The sequence below is a fragment of the Prauserella flavalba genome, assembly GCF_003202235.1.
In the GTDB taxonomy this organism is placed as follows: Bacteria; Actinomycetota; Actinomycetes; order Mycobacteriales; family Pseudonocardiaceae; genus Prauserella_A; species Prauserella_A flavalba.
This window is the reverse complement of the sequence record NZ_MASU01000005.1, coordinates 714205-731089: the sequence shown is the minus strand read 5'-3', so window position 1 is coordinate 731089 and position 16885 is coordinate 714205. Positions and strand designations below refer to the sequence as shown.

The window sequence follows — 16885 nt, the reverse complement described above, 5'->3', positions numbered from 1 at the left end:
GCGGCCGTCCCACTACACCTGGGGTTTCGGAGCACCCGCCACCGGGGACCTTCCAGGACGTGAGGATCGTCGTCACCGGCGCGAGCGGCAACGTCGGCACCGCGCTGCTGCGCCTGCTCCGGCACGAACCGGACTGGACCGTCACCGGTGTCGTGCGCAGACCGCCCGGCCGGGACCGGGAACCGTACGACCGGGCACGCTGGGTCGCGTGCGACCTCGGCGGCCCGGTCGCGCCCGATGTGCTCGCCGGGGTGCTCGACGGTGTCGATGCCGTCGTGCACCTGGCGTGGGCGATCCACCCCGGCCGCGGCGACCCGCCCATGCGGCGCACCAACGTCGTGGGCACACGCAACCTGCTGCGCGCCGCGGGCGAGGCCGGGGTACCGCACCTGGTCGCGGCATCGTCGGTGGCCGCGTACTCCCCACCGCCCCGCTGGTCGCGCGTCACCGAGGGCTGGCGGCGCGACGGCGTCCCCCACAGCGCCTACAGCCGGGGCAAGGCGTGGCTGGAACGGGAGCTCGACGAGTTCGAACAGCGCACACCCCTGACGGCGATCGCCCGCGTCCGGCCCTGCGCGATCCTCCAGCACGACGCCGCAGGCCAGTTCGCGGGCTGGCTGCTCAGCACGCTGCTGCCCGGCAGCGCCGTTGGACGGCCCTGGCTGCCGCTGCCGCTGTGGCCCCGCCTGCGCGCCCAGGTCGTCCACTCGGCCGACGTCGCCGCGGCGCTGCGCCTGATCCTCGCCCGGCGCGCCGAGGGACCGTTCAACCTCGCCGCCGAACCCGTGCTCACGGCGGCCGACCTCGCGGCCGCGCTCGGCGGGCCCCGGCTGCCCGTACCCCGGCGCGCGGCCACGGCGCTCGCGTGGCTCACGTGGCGGGGCGGGCTGCAACCCGTGCACCCCGGCTGGCTCGCGCTGGCCGACCAGGCCGCGCTCGCCGACACCACCAGGGCACGGGAGGAACTCGGCTGGCAGCCCGCGCACAGCGCGTCCGACACACTCGCCGAGTTCGCCGCAGGCCTGCGCGCGGGCGCCGGAACCGGCAGCGCCCCGCTCGCGCCGCCGCCCTCGGGCCTGCCCGCCCGGCTGCAGGCCGTGCCGTGGGGCAGGCCGAGCCACCAGTCTCAGGCCTGAGGCGTGCTCCTCCGGCTCGCCCGGGCCACCACCATGTCGGCCAGGCGGGCGAGCGACTCGGCGTTGCGGGGTTTCAGCAGCAGCGCCTGCCCGGCCGCCGGAACAAGGCCGGCCGGGCCCGACACCGCCTGCTCCTCCATGATCACCCTCGTGGAGCCGTCCTCCTCCGGCCGCAGCGTGAACCGCACCCGGGCCCGCCCGAGCACCCACAGCCGGGCGTCCAGCTCCAGCAGCTCGTCCCGGCGCACCGCCACGACCGTCGAGGTGTCGGGCACCTGCACCGGCCACATGCCCGCGCTGTGGTGGATCCGGCTGCCCTCCGCGGGCCAGTCCGGGTCGACCTTGCGAATGTGGGCGTTGCCCACCACCCAGCCCGCGTACGACCAGCCGTCCGCCAGCACCCCGAACACCTGGTCCGGTGGTACCGGCATCACCCTGCTGACCCCGATCATCGCCTCGCCGCCTTCGTCATGGGGACCACGTACCCGCCGCTGAACGAGCCCAACCGCCGAGCCGGTTCTGGTCATGGCGCGCGAACGGCATACTCGACGCCGTGACCCAGAGTCTGGCCGGCCTGAGACCGGTCCTGCTGACCGTCGACGACGACCCGAGCATCTCCCGCGCCGTGGCACGGGACCTGCGCCGCCGCTACGGCGAGCACCACCGGATCGTGCGCGCCGAATCCGGTGAGCAGGCACTCGAAGCGCTCCGCGAGCTGACCCTGCGCGGCGACCAGGTGGCCGTGCTGCTCGCCGACTACCGGATGCCCGGCATGACGGGCATCGAGTTCCTCGAACAGGCGATGGACCTCTTCCCCGCCGCGCGGCGCGTGCTGCTCACCGCCTACGCCGACACCGGCGCCGCCATCGACGCCATCAACGTCGTGGACCTCGACCACTACCTGCTCAAGCCGTGGGACCCGCCCGAGGAGAAGCTCTACCCCGTCGTCGACGCCCTGCTCGACGCGTGGCGCACCGCCGACCACGCGCCCGTCACCGAGACCAGGGTCGTCGGCCACCGCTGGTCGGCCCGCTCGCACGAGGTCCGTGACTTCCTGGCCCGCAACCAGATCGCCTACCGCTGGTGCCTCGCCGAGGAGCCCGAGGGCAAGCGGCTCCTCGACGCCGCGGGCACCGACGGCCTGCGGCTGCCCGTCGTGGTCGCGCCCGGCGGCGAGACGCTGATCGAGCCCAGCGACGCCGAGCTCGCCGAGCGCGTCGGGCTCTCCACGGTGCCGTCGGCCGACTTCTACGACGTCGTCGTCATCGGCGGCGGACCCGCCGGGCTCGGCGCGGCCGTCTACGCGGCGTCGGAGGGCCTGCGCACCGTACTCGTCGAACGCACCGCCACCGGGGGCCAGGCCGGGCAGAGCTCGCGCATCGAGAACTACCTCGGCTTCCCCGACGGCGTGTCCGGCTCACAGCTCACCGACCGCGCGCGGCGGCAGGCGACCCGCTTCGGCGCCGAGGTGCTGACCACGCGCCACGCGATCGGCCTCGAGGCCAGCGGCTCGGCCAGGTCGGTCCGCTTCGCCGACGGCTCACAGCTGCACGCCCACGCCGTCATCCTCGCCACGGGCGTCACCTACCGGCAGCTGCGGGCGCCCGGCGTCGAGGACCTCACCAGCAGGGGCGTGTTCTACGGCTCGGCGCTCACCGAGGCCGCCAGCTGCGCCGGCGAGGACGTCTACATCGTCGGCGGGGCCAACTCCGCCGGCCAGGCCGCCGTCCACTTCGCCCGGCAGGCCCGGTCGGTGACCCTCCTGGTGCGCGGCCCGTCGCTGGAGGCGTCCATGTCGCACTACCTGATCCAGCAGCTCGCCGCGCTGCCCAACGTCGCGGTGCGCCCGTGCACCGAGGTGGTCGCCGCACATGGCACCGAGCACCTCGACAAGCTGGAGCTGCGGCACATCCCCAGCGGCGCGACCGACACCATCGACGCGTCGTGGTTGTTCGTGTTCATCGGCGCCAGCCCGCACACCGACTGGCTCGACGGTGTCGTCGCCCGCGACGACACCGGGTTCGTCCTTTCCGGACCCGACCTGATGGTCGACGGCAAACGGCCACCCGGCTGGGCACTCGACCGCGACCCCTACCACCTGGAGACCAGTCTGCCCGGCGTGTTCGTCGCGGGAGACGCCCGCGCCGACTCCATGAAGCGGGTCGCCTCCGCCGTCGGCGACGGCGCGATGGCCGTCGCGCTCGTCCACCGCTACCTGGAGAAGCCATGAGCACCCAGCCCTGCGACGCCGACGAGCTGCGCACCCTGTTCCTGTTCGAGAAGCTGACCGACGAGCAGCTCGACCGGCTGTGCCGCGAGGGCTACGTCAAGACCGTCGAACCCGGCGTCCTGTTCGCCGAGGGCGAGGAGGCCACGTGCTTCTACGTCCTCATCGAGGGCGGCGTCGCCCTCTCCAGGAAGGTCGGCGACGACGAGATCGAGATCCAGCGCACCACCCAGCGCGGCGTGTACGCGGGGGCGTGGCAGGCCTATCTCGGCGACCGCGTGCCGCAGACCTACAACAACACCCTGACCGCGACGGAGCCTTCCCGGTTCTACGTGCTGGACGCCGAGAAGCTCGCCACCGTGATGCGCGAGTGGTTCCCGATGGCCGTGCACATGCTGGAGGGCCTGTTCTTCGGGTTCCACAACACGCAGCAGGCCATCGGTCAGCGGGAACGCCTGCTCGCGCTCGGCTCGCTCTCGGCGGGGCTCACCCATGAGCTGAACAACCCCGCCGCCGCGGCGGTACGGGCCACCGGGGCTCTGCGCGAGCGCGTCACCGCGATGCGGCACAAGCTCCGCCTCATCGCCGCCGGCCCGTTCGACCGGGCCACCTTGGAGTCGCTCATCCTGCTCCAGGAGGACGCCGTCGAGCACGCCGCCAAGGCCACGGCACTGAGCCCCATCGAGGCCGGCGACCGCGAGGACGCCGTCTCCGACTGGCTCGACGACCACGACATCGGCGGCGGCTGGGAGATGGCCTCGACGTTCGTCGCCGCCGGGCTCGGACCGGACTGGCTGGAGAAGGTCGCCGCGACCGTCGGCGAATCCGGCCACCTCGAAGGCGCCGTCCGCTGGCTGTACTACACCATCGAGACCGAGCAGCTGATGAGCGAGATCGAGGACTCCACCACGCGGGTCTCGAGCCTCGTCGGTGCCGCCAAGCAGTACAGCCAGCTCGACCGCGCTCCGAATCGGACGGTCGATGTACACGAACTGCTCGACAGCACGCTCACCATGCTGGCCCGCAAGATCGGCGACGGCATCACCGTGGTCAAGGACTACGACCGGAGCCTGCCGCCCATCCCGGTCTACGCCGCGGAGCTGAACCAGGTCTGGACCAATCTGATCGACAACGCGGTGTCGGCGATGGCCGGCAGCGGGACGCTCACGGTACGCACCGCCGCCGACGGCGACCGCCTGCTCGTCGAGATCGGCGACACCGGCCCCGGTGTGCCTCCCGAGATCCGCGGCCGCATCTTCGACCCGTTCTTCACCACGAAACCGTTCGGTGAGGGCACCGGGCTCGGACTGGACATCTCGTGGCGCATCGTGGTCAAGAAACATCACGGCGACCTGCGCGTCGAATCCGTTCCCGGCGACACCCGGTTCCAGGTCCGCCTGCCGCTGCGCCCCGAACCCGCATAGTCCCCGGCGCTCCGGGTACCCGCCCGGCATGACGTCCACGAGCCCTCCGCTGCGCGCGCTCGCGCTCGCGTGCAGCCTCAAGCCCTCGGCCGAACGCTCGAGCAGCCAGCTCATCGCCGAACAGGTGCTCGGCGAACTGCGGTCCCACGGCGTGGAAGGGGAGGTCGTGCGCGTGGTGGACCACGACATCAAACCTGGTGTGGAAGCCGACATGGGCGACGGCGACGAGTGGCCGCGGCTGCGCGAACGGATCGCCGAGGCGGACATCCTGCTGATCTCCACACCGACCTGGGTGGGGCACATGTCCAGCGTCGCCCAGCGCGTGCTGGAGCGGCTCGACGCGGAGCTGTCGGAGACCGACGACGAGGGCAGGCCCTCGATGTTCGGCAAGGTCGCCGTCACCGCCGTGGTCGGCAACGAGGACGGCGCGCACAAGATCACCGCCGACCTCTACCAGGCGCTCGCCGACACCGGCTTCACCATTCCCGCGCAGGGCGGCACGTACTGGAACAACGAGGCCATGAACCCCACCGATTACCAGGATCTCGACGAGACGCCGAAGGCCGTGGCCTCCACCAACGCGACGCTGGCCCGCAACGCCGCACACCTGGCGCGGCTGCTGCGCGCCGACCAGTACCCGGCTGGGTGAGCCGGGACACACCCGCCCGTGTCCTACAGTGATCGACCGGCCCAGTCGGATCGAACCTGGCGGAGGACATGGCGGAGCAGCGGGGTGTCTTGAGGAAGGTCGCCGACTTCGCGGGCCGGTGGTTCGCACTGCTCGTGCTGCTCGGCGCGCTCGCGGGCCTGGTCGTGCCCGACCAGGCCGCGCAGTTGTCCGAGTACGTGCCCGTGCTCCTCGGCGTGATCATGTTCGGGATGGGGCTGACGCTGCGCGCCGCCGACTTCGCGCTGGTGCTGCGCCGCCCGCACGCCGTGCTGATCGGCCTGCTCGCCCAGTATCTGATCATGCCGTTGACGGCGTGGGGCATCGGCTCGCTGTTCGGTTTCAGCGGCATGCTGATGATCGGCATGATCCTCGTCGGGGCCGCGCCCGGCGGCACCGCCTCGAACGTGATCGTGTATTTCGCGAGGGGCGACGTGGCGCTGTCGGTGACCCTGACCTCCGTGGCGACCCTGCTCGCACCGCTGCTGACCCCGCTGCTGGTGCTGTGGCTGGCCGGATCGGACCTGCCCGTCGGCTTCGGCGACCTGTTCTCCTCGATCCTCCAGGTGGTGCTGCTGCCGATCGTCGCGGGCGTCGTGGTCCGGGCGCTGGCGGGCGGCCTGGTCGAGCGCGTGCTGCCGTACCTGCCGCTCGTGTCGTCCGGTGGGATCCTGCTCGTCGTGGCCGCCGTCGTCGGCGCCAATGCCGACGTGATCCTCACCAGCGGCCTGCTGCTCATCCTCGCCGTGATCGCCCACAACAGCGCAGGGCTGCTGCTCGGTTACGCAGCCGCGCGGCTCACCGGCCTCGACGAGTCGGCGAGCCGCGCCGTCAGCGTCGAGGTCGGCATGCAGAACTCCGGGCTCGCGGCCAGCCTCGCGACCACCCACTTCGCCCCGCTCGCCGCGTTGCCCGCCGCGCTGTTCTCGGTGTGGCACAACGTCTCCGGCGCACTGCTCGCCACGTTCTGGGCCCGCCGCGGCACGCCGGCCCCCGCCGACGAGCAGACCACGGCCTGAGCCCTCGGGCCGCGCACACACGTGTACCCGACTGCAGTGAAGGCCACCTTGCCTGCGTTGAACGCAGGCAAGGTGGCCTTCACTGCGGTCGGCGGCGGAGCAGGAGGAGGTGGGGTCAGCGCAGCAGCTGCGCCACCACCACCTGGAGCTGGCCCGGGTTGGTCGGCGGGGGCTCCAGTGCTCGCATCAGGTCGCCCGTGAGGGCGCGGCGGATGGTGCCGTCGTCGGTGCCGTTGCCCTCGCAGCCCGCGTACCGCACCACAACCTCCTGAGATCGGTCCTCGGCGCGCAGGTGCAGCAGGATCAGCTCAGGACCGTAGTCGTACTCGGGCGCGCAGTTCGCCGGGTCGTCGGGGCCCGCTCCCTCCGGCGCCGTCAGCACAGCGGAGGCGAGCCGCAGGGCCTCGTCACCACTCGCGAAACGTGCCGCGAGCAGGGGCGGACCGTCCGGCACGGCGTCGCTGCGGGCGTACCGGCAGACCGAGACCGAGCGGACGTCCTCCGGCGCCAGCGGAGCGCCCGCCTCCGGCCGGTAGGTGCGGCCCTCGGCCGCGGGATGCATCGGCCCGCACCCGAGAGCGATCTCCTCGTTCCCGGGTCGCAGCGTGCCGAGCACCGTCGACCGGAGGTCGACGTCGGCGGAGAACAGGGTCACGAACACACCGTCGAGCTCCCGCGTCTCCTCCACCCAGCCGCGGTCGAACTCGCGGATGCCCACGTCACCGGAGTCCGCGAACGTCAGCCACTGCTCGCGCTCGGCGAGGGGCGGGTACTCCGAAGGGCAGCCGACAGCAGGCACGGCGGCGGGCCTGCCGACCGCGCCGGGCCTGGTGGTATTCCGTTCGCCGTCCGGGAGTGCCGCACACCAGGCCGGACCGGGAACGCCGTAGCCCCACGTCGAGGGCACCCCGACCGCCACCCCCCGGTACGACTCCCATCGCCAGCCCTGCGGAAGGACCGGCTCCGACACCGGGTCGCCGCCCCTGTCCTGGGCCAGCAACACGGCCCCGAGCGACAGCACCACGACGGCGAGCACCACTGCCGCCACCGCCGCGAACCCGCGCCGTGTCCGCCGGATGGACGTTCTCGCGAGCACACGCTCGGCCAGCCCCTCCGCGGCGGGCGCCTCCCCGGCGTGGCGCCGCAGCGCACCGGTCAGCGGCTCGGCGATCCGCTCGTCGTGGTCGGTCATGGCGAGCTGACCTCCTCCTCGTCGTCGGCCAGCCGGGTCCGCAACGTCGCGAGGGCACGGTGGATCTGGGAGCGCACGGTGCTGACCGAGTAGTCGAGCGTGGCCGCGATCTCGGGGTCGGAACGGCCCTCGTAGTAGCGCAGCACCACGGCCGCGCGCTGCCTGCCGGGCAGCGCGCGGCACAGCAGCCACAGCGCGTCCTCGGTGGCGATGCGGTCCGCGGGGTCGTCGACGTGCCGTCCGGCCAGGCCGGCGACATCGGCGACGGGCTGTTCGCGGCGCAGCGACCGCCGCCAGCGCGAGGTGTGGGCGTTGACGACGCTGCGCCTCAGGTACGCACCGGGGTCACCGGCCGCGACGATCCGCTCCCACCTCGGGTAGGCGGCCACCAGCGCGTCCTGCACCGCGTCCGCCGCGCGGTCGCGGTCGGCCGTCAGGAGGTAGGCGAAGCGCAGCAGGGCACCGCCGTGGACGTCGATCCACGCCTCGAGGTCCGCCGCCGTGCCGTGACCGTCCACGAACCACCTCCACCCCTACCCACGCGGGAAGGGGCGGGTGCATTGCACCCGGGCGGGATTCGTGTCCGGTTCGTGACGCTACCGCTCGCCGCCGCCGTCGAGGACGCGTGTGAGGACCTCCAGCGCGCGGGAGCGGTGCGCGTCCAGCTCGGCGACCAGCGCGTCGGCGTCGCGGCGGCGCACGGCCGCCAGGATCGCGTCGTGCGCGTGCACCGTCTTGGCCCGCTCCTCCGGCGAGTTGTAGTACAGCGCCCGGTAGGACTCCGTGGAGTCCCAGAGGAGCCGGATCAGGCGCATCGTGTGCACCTGGTCCGGCGACTCCAGCATGCCGAAGTGGAACCGGCGGTTGGCGGCCAGCTCCGCCGCGACGTCCCCGCGCTCGGCCGCCTCGGCGCAGTCGCGGGCCGCCAGGGCGATCCGCTCGATGGCGTCGTCGTCGAGGGTGGGCAGCGCCTTGCGTGCGGCCCGCTCCTCGAGCACCTGCCGCAGCGCGTAGATCTCCGCGAGATCGCTCGCCCACAGCTCGGTGATGAAGTAGCCGCGCCGGGGCCGGTACTCGACCTGCCCCTCCTGCTCCAGCACCCGCAGCGCCTCGCGCACCGGGGCGACGCTCACGCCGAGGTTGTCGGCGATCTCCTCCTGCCGCACCCGCTGGCCCGGCCGGAGCTCGCCGGCGATGATGGCCCGGCGCAGGCCCTCCAGCGCGTGCTGTGCCGTGGTACCGGGGCCGGACTGACGCGTGTTCACCGCTCGACCCTATCCGTGTCTCGTCAGCGGAACGCCTGGATCCCGGTGACGGCACCACCGATGACGAGCGCGTGCACGTCCGCGGTGCCCTCGTAGGTCACCACCGACTCCAGGTTGTTCATGTGCCGGATCACCGGGTACTCCAGCGTGATCCCGTTGGCGCCGAGCACCTGCCGCGCCGTGCGCGCCACGTCCAGCGCGGCGTTGACGTTGCCGAGCTTGCCCATGCTCACGTGCTCGGGGCGCAGCCTGCCCTCGTCCTTCATGCGGCCGAGGTGCAGCGCCAGCAGCGTCGCGCGGTTGACTTCGAGCGCCATGTTCGCGAGCTTCTGCTGCTGCAGCTGGAACGACGCGATGGGCTTGCCGAACTGCACGCGCGTCGTGCTGTAGTCGAGGGCCGCCTCGTAGCAGGCCCGCGCGGCACCGGCCGCACCCCACACGATGCCGTAGCGCGCCTCGTTGAGGCACGACAGCGGACCGCGCAGCGACGTCGCGCCCGGCAGCATGGCCGACGACGGCAGGCGCACCTCGTCGAGGATCAGCTCGGAGGTCACCGACGCGCGCAGCGACATCTTGCTGTGGATGTCCTGCGTCGTGAAACCCTTGGTGCCCTTGGGAACGACGAAGCCACGGATGCCCTCATCCGTGCTCGCCCACACCACGGCGACGTCGGCGAGGGAGCCGTTGGTGATCCACATCTTCTGGCCGCGCAGGATCCAGTCGTCGCCGTCGCGGCGGGCGTAGGTGCGCATCGAGCCGGGGTCGGAGCCGGAGTCGGGCTCGGTCAGGCCGAAGCAGCCGACGGCCTCGCCCGCCGCCATGCGCGGCAGCCACTCCTGCTTCTGCTCCTCGGAGCCCCAGCGGTAGATCGCGTACATCGCGAGCGAGCCCTGCACCGACACGAGACTGCGGACGCCGCTGTCGCCCGCCTCCAGCTCCAGGCACGCGAGGCCGTAGGCGGTCGCGCTGGCCCCGGCGCAGCCGTAGCCGTCGAGGTGCATGCCGAGCACGCCGAGCTTGCCCAGCTCACGCGGCAGCTCCCGGGGGATCCGGCCCTCCTCGAACCACTCGCCCACGTTGGGGACGACGTGGTCGCGGACGAAGGACCGCACGACGTCGCGGATGTCGCGCTCCTCGTCCGAGAGCAGGTGGTCGATGGCGAGAAAGTCGCGCGGGTCGAGCGCGGCGGCGGTGCTGCTGTGACTGGGCATCGTGCTGATCTCCTTGACGTGGTCCTGGCGAGACCATAGCTTAGATTTTCGAAAATCTAAACGAGGGGATTAGCACCCATGAGTTCGTCACTGGGCGACCTGCGCGTCGTCGACTTCTCCCGCGTGCTGGCCGGGCCGTTCGCCACGATGCTGCTCGCGGACCTCGGCGCCACCGTGACCAAGATCGAGCGCCCGGGCACCGGCGACGACACGCGCGGCTGGGGTCCGCCCTTCGACGAGAGCGGCCAGGCCACCTACTTCCAGTCGGTCAACCGCAACAAGGAGAGCATCACCCTCGACCTCACCGACGCGGCCGGCCTGGAGCGGGCCCGCGCGCTCGCCCGCGAGGCCGACGTCGTGGTGGAGAACTTCCGGCCCGGCCTCATGGAGACACTGGGCCTCGGCTACGACGACCTGCGCGCGGACAACCCGGGGCTCGTCTACTGCTCGATCACGGGCTTCGGCCGCGACAAGGGCGCGGAGCTGCCCGGCTACGACCTGCTCATCCAGGCGCTGGGCGGGCTGATGAGCATCACGGGCAGCCCGGACGGCGAGCCGCAGAAGGTCGGCGTGGCCGTGGTCGACGTCTTCGCCGGCCTGTTCGCCACCGTCGGGATGCTCGCTGCCGTGCGTCATCGCGACGCCACCGGTGAGGGCCAGCGCGTGGAGATCAACCTGCTCTCGTCGCTGCTGGCCGCGCTGGTCAACCAGGGCACGGGCTACACGGCGGGCGGCGTGGTCCCGGCTCGGATGGGCAACGCGCACCCGAGCGTCTCCCCCTACGAGGTGCTGCCGTGCGGCGAGGGCGACCTCGTGCTCGCGGTCGGCAACGACCGGCAGTTCGCGGTGCTGTGCGAGCGGCTCGGCGCGCCGGACCTGGCCGAGGACCCGCGTTACGCCACCAACACCGCGCGGGTGCGGAACCGCGAGTCGCTGCGGGCCGAGCTGGTGCGGCTGCTCGGGGAGCGGCCCGCCGCCGACTGGGCCAAGGAGCTCAGCGCGGCGCGCGTGCCCGCCGGGGTGGTCAACGACCTCGCCGGCGCGTTCCGCCTCGCCGCGGACCTGGGACTCGACCCGATCGTCAGCATCCCGCGCGACGACGGCACCGCCGCCCGCCTCACCCGCAACCCCATCGGGCTGTCGGCCACTCCCCCGGCCTACCGCAGTGCGCCCCCGCCGCTGAGCTGAGCGCGGCTCAGTCCTCGTCGAGCAGCCACTCCAGCCTGGCCAGCGCCACCGAGGCACGCGGGTCACCCGAGGGCAGCTCACGCGCGAGCCGGTCGAACACCTCCACGTCGTACTGCCCGGTCTCGCTCTGCCCGAACGCCCACAGCGCGTCGAGGTCGCTGTGGTCCAGCACGGCCGACCGCAGCGCCGCCACCAGCTGGTCCCGCTCCGCGCGGATCGCGGGCGCGTCGGAGCGAGCGAGCAACGGCGCGGGACACGCCGCCGAGGCGGCCGCGACGTCGCCCTCACGCAGCGCGCTGCGCACGGTCAGGAAGTCGGCGTCGACGTCGGCGCACAGCTGGTACGGCTTGGCCCGCATGGCCTCCGCCCCGAGCTGGGTGCGCAGGCGGTGGATCTCGGCGCGCACGGTGGTCGGGTTGCCGTCGTCGCCGTAGAGCTGCAACGCGAGCTGCTCGGCGGTGAGCCCCGCCGGATGCAGCGCGAGCAGGGCCAGGATCTCCGCGCGGCGCAGCGTCAGGGGCAGCTCCCTGCCGTTGATCACCGCGACCGGGTTGTCACCGAGGAACGTCAGGGTCAGCGTGGGCCTGCGCGAGGCCGACGGTGGCTTGACGCGCAGCAGGTAGCCCTCCGCCAGCGGCTCCAGCCTGGCCTCGCGGCCGTCGTCGAGCAGGATCCGGTCGCTGCCGTGGCCCACCGCGACGCGCTTGGGCCAGTGCCCGAGCCGCTCGGCGGCGATCACGCGCCCCGTCGGCGTGAGCAGCGCACCGGGCTCGCCGCGCAACCGTGCCAGGTGCGGCATGTTCCTGGTCAGCAGCTGCTCGTCGAGCAGCTCCATCCGCCGCCGCAGGTGACTCTCGGCGAGCTGCGCGGTGGCGTTGACCAGCGAGACCGTGGCCGGGTGCAGCGTGTCGAGCAGGCCGCTGATGTCGATCGCGCCGAGCACCGTGCCGGTGTCGGGGTCGTGGATCGGCGCCGCCGCGCACGTCCACGTGTGGTAGGCGCGCACGAGGTGCTCGGCGGAGTAGATCTGCACGGGGGCGTCCAGCGCGAGCGCCGTGCCCATCGCGTTGGTGCCGATCGACTCCTCGGCCCAGCGGGTGCCCTCGCACAGCCCCACCGGGTCCGCCTGCGCGCACAGCCCGGCGGGACCCTCGCGCCACAGGATGGTGCCCTCGGCGTCGGTGACGATCATGACGTGCTGGGACTCGTCGGCGATGCTGACCAGCAGCTCCCGCAGTGGCGGCAGGACCGCCTGCAGCGGATGCGCGGAGCGCACGTCGGCCAGTTCGTCGGGCTGGTAGACGATCGGTGGCCGGTAGTCGTCGGGATCGATGTGCGCGGCGAGTGACCGTTGCCAGGACTCGGAAATCACCGAACGGGGTGATGCGGGAGGACGGTTGCCACTGAGCGTGGCCTCCCTGACCTCCTGGAGCAACGCGAACTGCGCCAGCGGGTCCGCTGACAGGCTCAGGGTTGTCGCGGGGCCCGCGGTCTTCACGGTCTCGGTTCTCATCGGCACTCCACGGCAACGTCGGCGAGGGCTGCTCGGCCGGAACATAGGCGAAACGAACGCTCCGGTCCAGCAGGCAGCATGCCGGGCGGGCCCCTCGTTCTGCAAGGCAACTACCACCCACGGCCCACCTGCGGCGACGACCTCGTGCAACGGCGCTGCAACGTCGCGTTACCTACGTTGGCGGCCGGTGCGCCGAAGAAGCACGCGCCGATCACCGACAGGAGGGTTGCCACATGACGAAGTACGCGGCGCCGGGCGAAGCCGGCAGTGTCGTCGCCTTCGAACCGCGCTACGACCACTTCATCGGCGGGGAGTACGTGGCGCCGGCCAAGGGCGCCTACTTCGAGAACCCCACTCCGGTCACGGGCAAGACGTTCACGGAGATCGCCAGGGGAACCGCCGAGGACGTCGACCGTGCCGTCGCCGCCGCGAACGGAGCCGCCGCGGCATGGGGCCGCACCGCACCGGCCGAACGCGCTGCGGTACTGAACAAGATCGCCGACCGCATGGAGCAGAACCTCGAGAAGCTCGCGGTCGCCGAGACGTGGGACAACGGCAAGCCGGTGCGCGAAACCCTGGCCGCCGACATCCCGCTGGCGATCGACCACTTCCGCTACTTCGCCGGTGCCATCAGGGCGCAGGAGGGCTCGATCTCGCAGATCGACGACGACACCGTCGCCTACCACCTGCACGAGCCGCTGGGCGTGGTCGGCCAGATCATCCCGTGGAACTTCCCGATCCTCATGGCGACGTGGAAGCTCGCGCCCGCCTTGGCCGCGGGCAACTGCGTGGTGCTCAAGCCCGCCGAGCAGACCCCGGCCTCGATCCACGTGCTGATCGGGCTGATCTCCGACCTGCTGCCGCCCGGCGTGCTCAACGTCGTCAACGGCTTCGGGGTGGAGGCGGGCAAGCCGCTCGCCCAGCACAAGGACATCCGCAAGGTCGCGTTCACCGGTGAGACCACCACCGGCAGGCTGATCATGCAGTACGCCAGCGAGAACATCATCCCGGTGACGCTGGAGCTCGGCGGCAAGAGCCCGAACATCTTCTTCGCCGACGTCGCCTCCGCCCAGGACGCCTTCTACGACAAGGCGCAGGAGGGCTTCGCGATGTTCGCGCTGAACCAGGGCGAGGTGTGCACGTGCCCGTCGCGCGCGCTGGTGCAGTCCTCGATCTACGACCGGTTCGTCGGCGACGGCGTCGCGCGCGTCGGCAAGATCAAGCAGGGGCACCCGCTCGACACCGACACGATGATCGGCGCGCAGGCCTCGAACGACCAGTTCGAGAAGATCCTGTCCTACATCGACATCGGCAAGCAGGAGGGCGCGAAGGTCCTCACCGGTGGCGAGAAGTCCGACCTCGGCGGCGAGCTGTCCGGCGGCTACTACATCCAGCCGACCGTGTTCGAGGGCGACAACAAGATGCGGATCTTCCAGGAGGAGATCTTCGGCCCGGTGGTGTCGGTCGCGAAGTTCGACGACTACGACGACGCCATCAAGATCGCCAACGACACCCTGTACGGCCTCGGCGCGGGCGTCTGGTCGCGCGACGGCAGCACCGCCTACCGCGCGGGCCGCGACATCCAGGCCGGTCGCGTGTGGACGAACTGCTACCACGCCTACCCGGCGCACGCGGCGTTCGGCGGCTACAAGCAGTCCGGCATCGGGCGCGAGACCCACAAGATGATGCTCGACCACTACCAGCAGACGAAGAACCTGCTCGTGTCCTACTCCCCCAACGCGCAGGGCTTCTTCTGATCATGGCGGTGAACCGGGTGGACCTCACCGAGGACGCCGCGGCGTTGCTGCGGCGCCTCGCCGCCGACCACGGGCCGCTGATGTTCCATCAGTCGGGCGGCTGCTGCGACGGCAGCGCGCCCATGTGTTACCCGGCGGGCGAGTTCCGCACCGGCGGTTCCGACGTGCACCTCGGCGACCTCGACGTCGCCGGGGTGCCCTCGCCGGTCGCGGTGTGGATGTCGGCGGCGCAGTTCGAGTACTGGAAGCACACCCACCTGACCATCGACGTCGTGCCGGGCCGGGGCAGCGGGTTCTCCCTGGAGGCCCCGGAGGGTGTGCGGTTCCTGATCCGGTCGCGGCTGCTCACCGACGACGAACTGACCGAACTGGACGACAACTGAAGCGAACGGAGAGAACGGACATGGGCGGCTACGCCGACGTCTACGCGGAGAGCCTGAAGGATCCGGAGGGGTTCTGGCTGTCGGCGGCCGGGTCGATCGTGTGGTCCCGGCGCCCGGGCAGGGCGCTCGACGACAGCCGTCCCCCGTTCTACCGGTGGTTCCCCGACGGGGAGCTCAACACCTGCCACAACGCACTCGACCGGCACGTGGCCGCGGGCAACGGCGACCGGCTCGCGCTCGTTCACGACTCCCCCGTCACCGGGGAGACCGCGCGCTACACCTATGCCGAGCTGCTGGACGAGGTCGCGCGCTTCGCCGGTGCCCTGCGCGGGCTCGGCGTCGGCAAGGGCGACCGCGTGGTGATCTACCTGCCGATGGTGCCGCAGGCGGTGATCGCCATGCTCGCGTGCGCGCGGCTCGGCGCCGTGCACTCCGTGGTCTTCGGCGGCTTCGCGCCGAAGGAGCTGGCCGTGCGGATCGCCGACGTGGCACCGAAGGTGGTGGTGTGCGGCTCGTGCGGCGCGGAGCCGACCCGCGTGATCCCGTACAAGCCCATCGTGGACGAGGCGATCGCGACGGCGGGCGGGCCGAGGCCGTCGGTGGTGGTGTTCCAGCGCGAGCGGCTGCGCGCCGAGCTCGGCGAGCACGACCACGACTGGACCGAGCTGATGGCCTCGGCGCAGCCCGCCGAGTGCGTGCCGGTGGCCGCGACCGACCCGCTCTACGTGCTCTACACGTCGGGAACGACGGGCAAGCCGAAGGGCGTGGTGCGCGACAACGGCGGGCACGCGGTCGCGCTGGCCTGGAGCATGGCCAACATCTACGACATCGGTCCCGGTGACGTCTGGTGGACGGCGTCGGACGTGGGCTGGGTCGTCGGCCACTCCTACATCGTCTACGGGCCGCTGTTCGCCGGCGCCACCACGGTGCTGTACGAGGGCAAACCGGTCGGCACGCCCGACGCGGGCGCGTTCTGGCGGGTGATCGAGCAGTACGGCGTGAAGGCGCTGTTCACCGCGCCCACCGCGATGCGGGCGATCAAGCGCGTCGATCCCGAGGCCGCCGAGGTGGCCAGGCACGACCTGTCGAGCCTGCGCACGCTGTTCCTCGCCGGGGAACGGCTCGATCCGGAGACCCACCACTGGGCCGGGGAGTCGCTCGGCGTGCCGGTGGTGGACCACTGGTGGCAGACCGAGACCGGCTGGGCGGTGGCCGCCAACCCGCGCGGCCTGTCCCCGCTGCCGATCAAACCGGGCTCGCCGTCGGTGCCGATGCCGGGCTACGACGTCCGGATCCTGGGCCAGGACGGCGAGGAATTGCCCGCGGGCAAGGAGGGCGCGATCTGCCTCAAACTGCCGCTGCCGCCGGGCACCCTGCCAACGCTGTGGGGAGACGACGACCGGTTCGTCTCGTCGTACCTGTCGCGCTACGAGGGCTACTACCTCACCGGCGACGGCGGCTACGTCGACGAGGACGGCTACCTGTTCGTGATGGGCCGCACCGACGACGTGATCAACGTGGCGGGGCACCGGCTGTCGACGGGCGCGATGGAGGCGGTGCTCGCCGCGCACCCCGCGGTCGCCGAATGCGCGGTGATCGGCGTGCCCGACGAGCTCAAGGGCCAGCTGCCGCGCGGTTTCGTGGTGCTCAAGGCCGGCGCCGAGGTGCGGGAGGACGCGCTGCGCGACGAGCTGGTGGCCGCGGTGCGCGCCGACATCGGGGCCGTGGCGGCGTTCCGGCAGGTGTCGATCGTCGACGCGCTGCCGAAGACGCGCTCGGGCAAGATCCTGCGGGCCAGCATGCGGGGCATCGTCGAGGGCAAGCAGGTGCCGGTGCCCTCGACGATCGAGGACCCTTCGGTGCTGGACGCGCTGCGCGCCGTGCTGCGTTCAGGTGAGTGACA

At 72.1% G+C, this 16885-nt stretch carries 15 protein-coding genes; 9 read left to right on the top strand and 6 right to left on the bottom strand.

Going from position 1 to position 16885, the window contains the following annotated elements:
* Window positions 1–59: 59 nt before the first annotated feature.
* Entirely contained in the window at window positions 60–1136 is a 1077-nt protein-coding gene (locus BA062_RS10825) for an NAD-dependent epimerase/dehydratase family protein (protein ID WP_110335918.1), read from the top strand.
* Here BA062_RS10825 and BA062_RS10820 read toward each other — a convergent pair.
* Window positions 1127–1588 carry an SRPBCC family protein gene (locus tag BA062_RS10820; RefSeq protein ID WP_110335917.1) on the bottom strand — a complete coding sequence of 154 codons (462 nt, stop codon included), beginning with the start codon at window positions 1586–1588 and terminating at the stop codon, window positions 1127–1129. The two genes, BA062_RS10825 and BA062_RS10820, sit on opposite strands and share 10 nt — an antisense overlap.
* Before the next feature lie 101 nt (window positions 1589–1689).
* On the opposite strand from BA062_RS10820, the gene BA062_RS10815 reads away from it, so the two are divergent.
* The 4 genes from BA062_RS10815 to BA062_RS10800 all read left to right on the top strand — a co-directional run bounded on the left by BA062_RS10815 (window position 1690) and on the right by BA062_RS10800 (window position 6473).
* The gene (locus BA062_RS10815; protein WP_110335916.1) at window positions 1690–3366 is read left to right on the top strand and encodes an NAD(P)/FAD-dependent oxidoreductase; all 1677 of its coding nucleotides are present in this window, start codon (window positions 1690–1692) and stop codon (window positions 3364–3366) included.
* Window positions 3363–4787, top strand: a complete 1425-nt coding sequence (locus BA062_RS10810; protein ID WP_110335915.1) for an ATP-binding protein — start codon at window positions 3363–3365, stop codon at window positions 4785–4787. The genes BA062_RS10815 and BA062_RS10810 overlap by 4 nt, the downstream gene beginning before the upstream one ends.
* A 28-nt stretch (window positions 4788–4815) precedes the next feature.
* Window positions 4816–5436, top strand: coding sequence for a flavodoxin family protein (locus BA062_RS10805; RefSeq protein ID WP_110335914.1), 621 nt, complete (start codon window positions 4816–4818; stop codon window positions 5434–5436).
* A 68-nt stretch (window positions 5437–5504) separates the two neighbouring features.
* Window positions 5505–6473, top strand: a complete 969-nt coding sequence (locus tag BA062_RS10800) for a bile acid:sodium symporter family protein (RefSeq protein ID WP_110335913.1) — start codon at window positions 5505–5507, stop codon at window positions 6471–6473.
* A gap of 115 nt (window positions 6474–6588) precedes the next feature.
* Here BA062_RS10800 and BA062_RS10795 read toward each other — a convergent pair whose 3' ends face one another.
* The 4 genes from BA062_RS10795 to BA062_RS10780 all read right to left on the bottom strand — a co-directional run bounded on the left by BA062_RS10795 (window position 6589) and on the right by BA062_RS10780 (window position 10141).
* Window positions 6589–7665 (bottom strand): hypothetical protein, encoded by a 1077-nt coding sequence (locus BA062_RS10795; protein ID WP_110335912.1) that lies wholly within the window; start codon window positions 7663–7665, stop codon window positions 6589–6591.
* Window positions 7662–8183, bottom strand: a complete 522-nt coding sequence (locus tag BA062_RS10790; RefSeq protein ID WP_110335911.1) for a SigE family RNA polymerase sigma factor — start codon at window positions 8181–8183, stop codon at window positions 7662–7664. Before BA062_RS10790 ends, BA062_RS10795 begins: the two co-directional genes overlap by 4 nt.
* 78 nt (window positions 8184–8261) lie before the next feature.
* Window positions 8262–8930, bottom strand: a complete 669-nt coding sequence (locus tag BA062_RS10785) for a GntR family transcriptional regulator (RefSeq protein ID WP_110335910.1) — start codon at window positions 8928–8930, stop codon at window positions 8262–8264.
* 23 nt (window positions 8931–8953) lie between these two features.
* Window positions 8954–10141: an acyl-CoA dehydrogenase family protein gene (locus BA062_RS10780; protein WP_110335909.1), complete on the bottom strand. Its 1188-nt coding sequence runs from the start codon at window positions 10139–10141 to the stop codon at window positions 8954–8956.
* 78 nt (window positions 10142–10219) lie between these two features.
* Here BA062_RS10780 and BA062_RS10775 point away from each other — a divergent pair, with 78 nt between their 5' ends.
* On the top strand, window positions 10220–11329 hold the full coding sequence (locus BA062_RS10775) for a CaiB/BaiF CoA transferase family protein (protein ID WP_110335908.1): 1110 nt from the start codon (window positions 10220–10222) through the stop codon (window positions 11327–11329).
* A 7-nt stretch (window positions 11330–11336) separates the two neighbouring features.
* Here the strand turns inward: BA062_RS10775 and BA062_RS10770 are convergent, their stop codons facing one another.
* A complete protein-coding gene (locus tag BA062_RS10770) occupies window positions 11337–12842 on the bottom strand; it encodes a GAF domain-containing protein (protein WP_110335907.1) in 1506 nt (501 codons plus the stop codon).
* Window positions 12843–13075: 233 nt separating this feature from the next.
* On the opposite strand from BA062_RS10770, the gene adh reads away from it, so the two are divergent.
* Genes adh through BA062_RS10755 form a run of 3 tightly spaced genes read left to right on the top strand, consistent with a single transcriptional unit; the run spans window position 13076 to window position 16883 of the window.
* The gene (adh, locus tag BA062_RS10765; RefSeq protein ID WP_110335906.1) at window positions 13076–14599 is read left to right on the top strand and encodes an aldehyde dehydrogenase; all 1524 of its coding nucleotides are present in this window, start codon (window positions 13076–13078) and stop codon (window positions 14597–14599) included.
* Between the two features lie 2 nt (window positions 14600–14601).
* Window positions 14602–14982, top strand: coding sequence for a DUF779 domain-containing protein (locus BA062_RS10760; RefSeq protein WP_110335905.1), 381 nt, complete (start codon window positions 14602–14604; stop codon window positions 14980–14982).
* 20 nt (window positions 14983–15002) lie between these two features.
* Window positions 15003–16883, top strand: coding sequence for a propionyl-CoA synthetase (locus BA062_RS10755; protein WP_110335904.1), 1881 nt, complete (start codon window positions 15003–15005; stop codon window positions 16881–16883).
* Window positions 16884–16885: the final 2 nt, after the last annotated feature.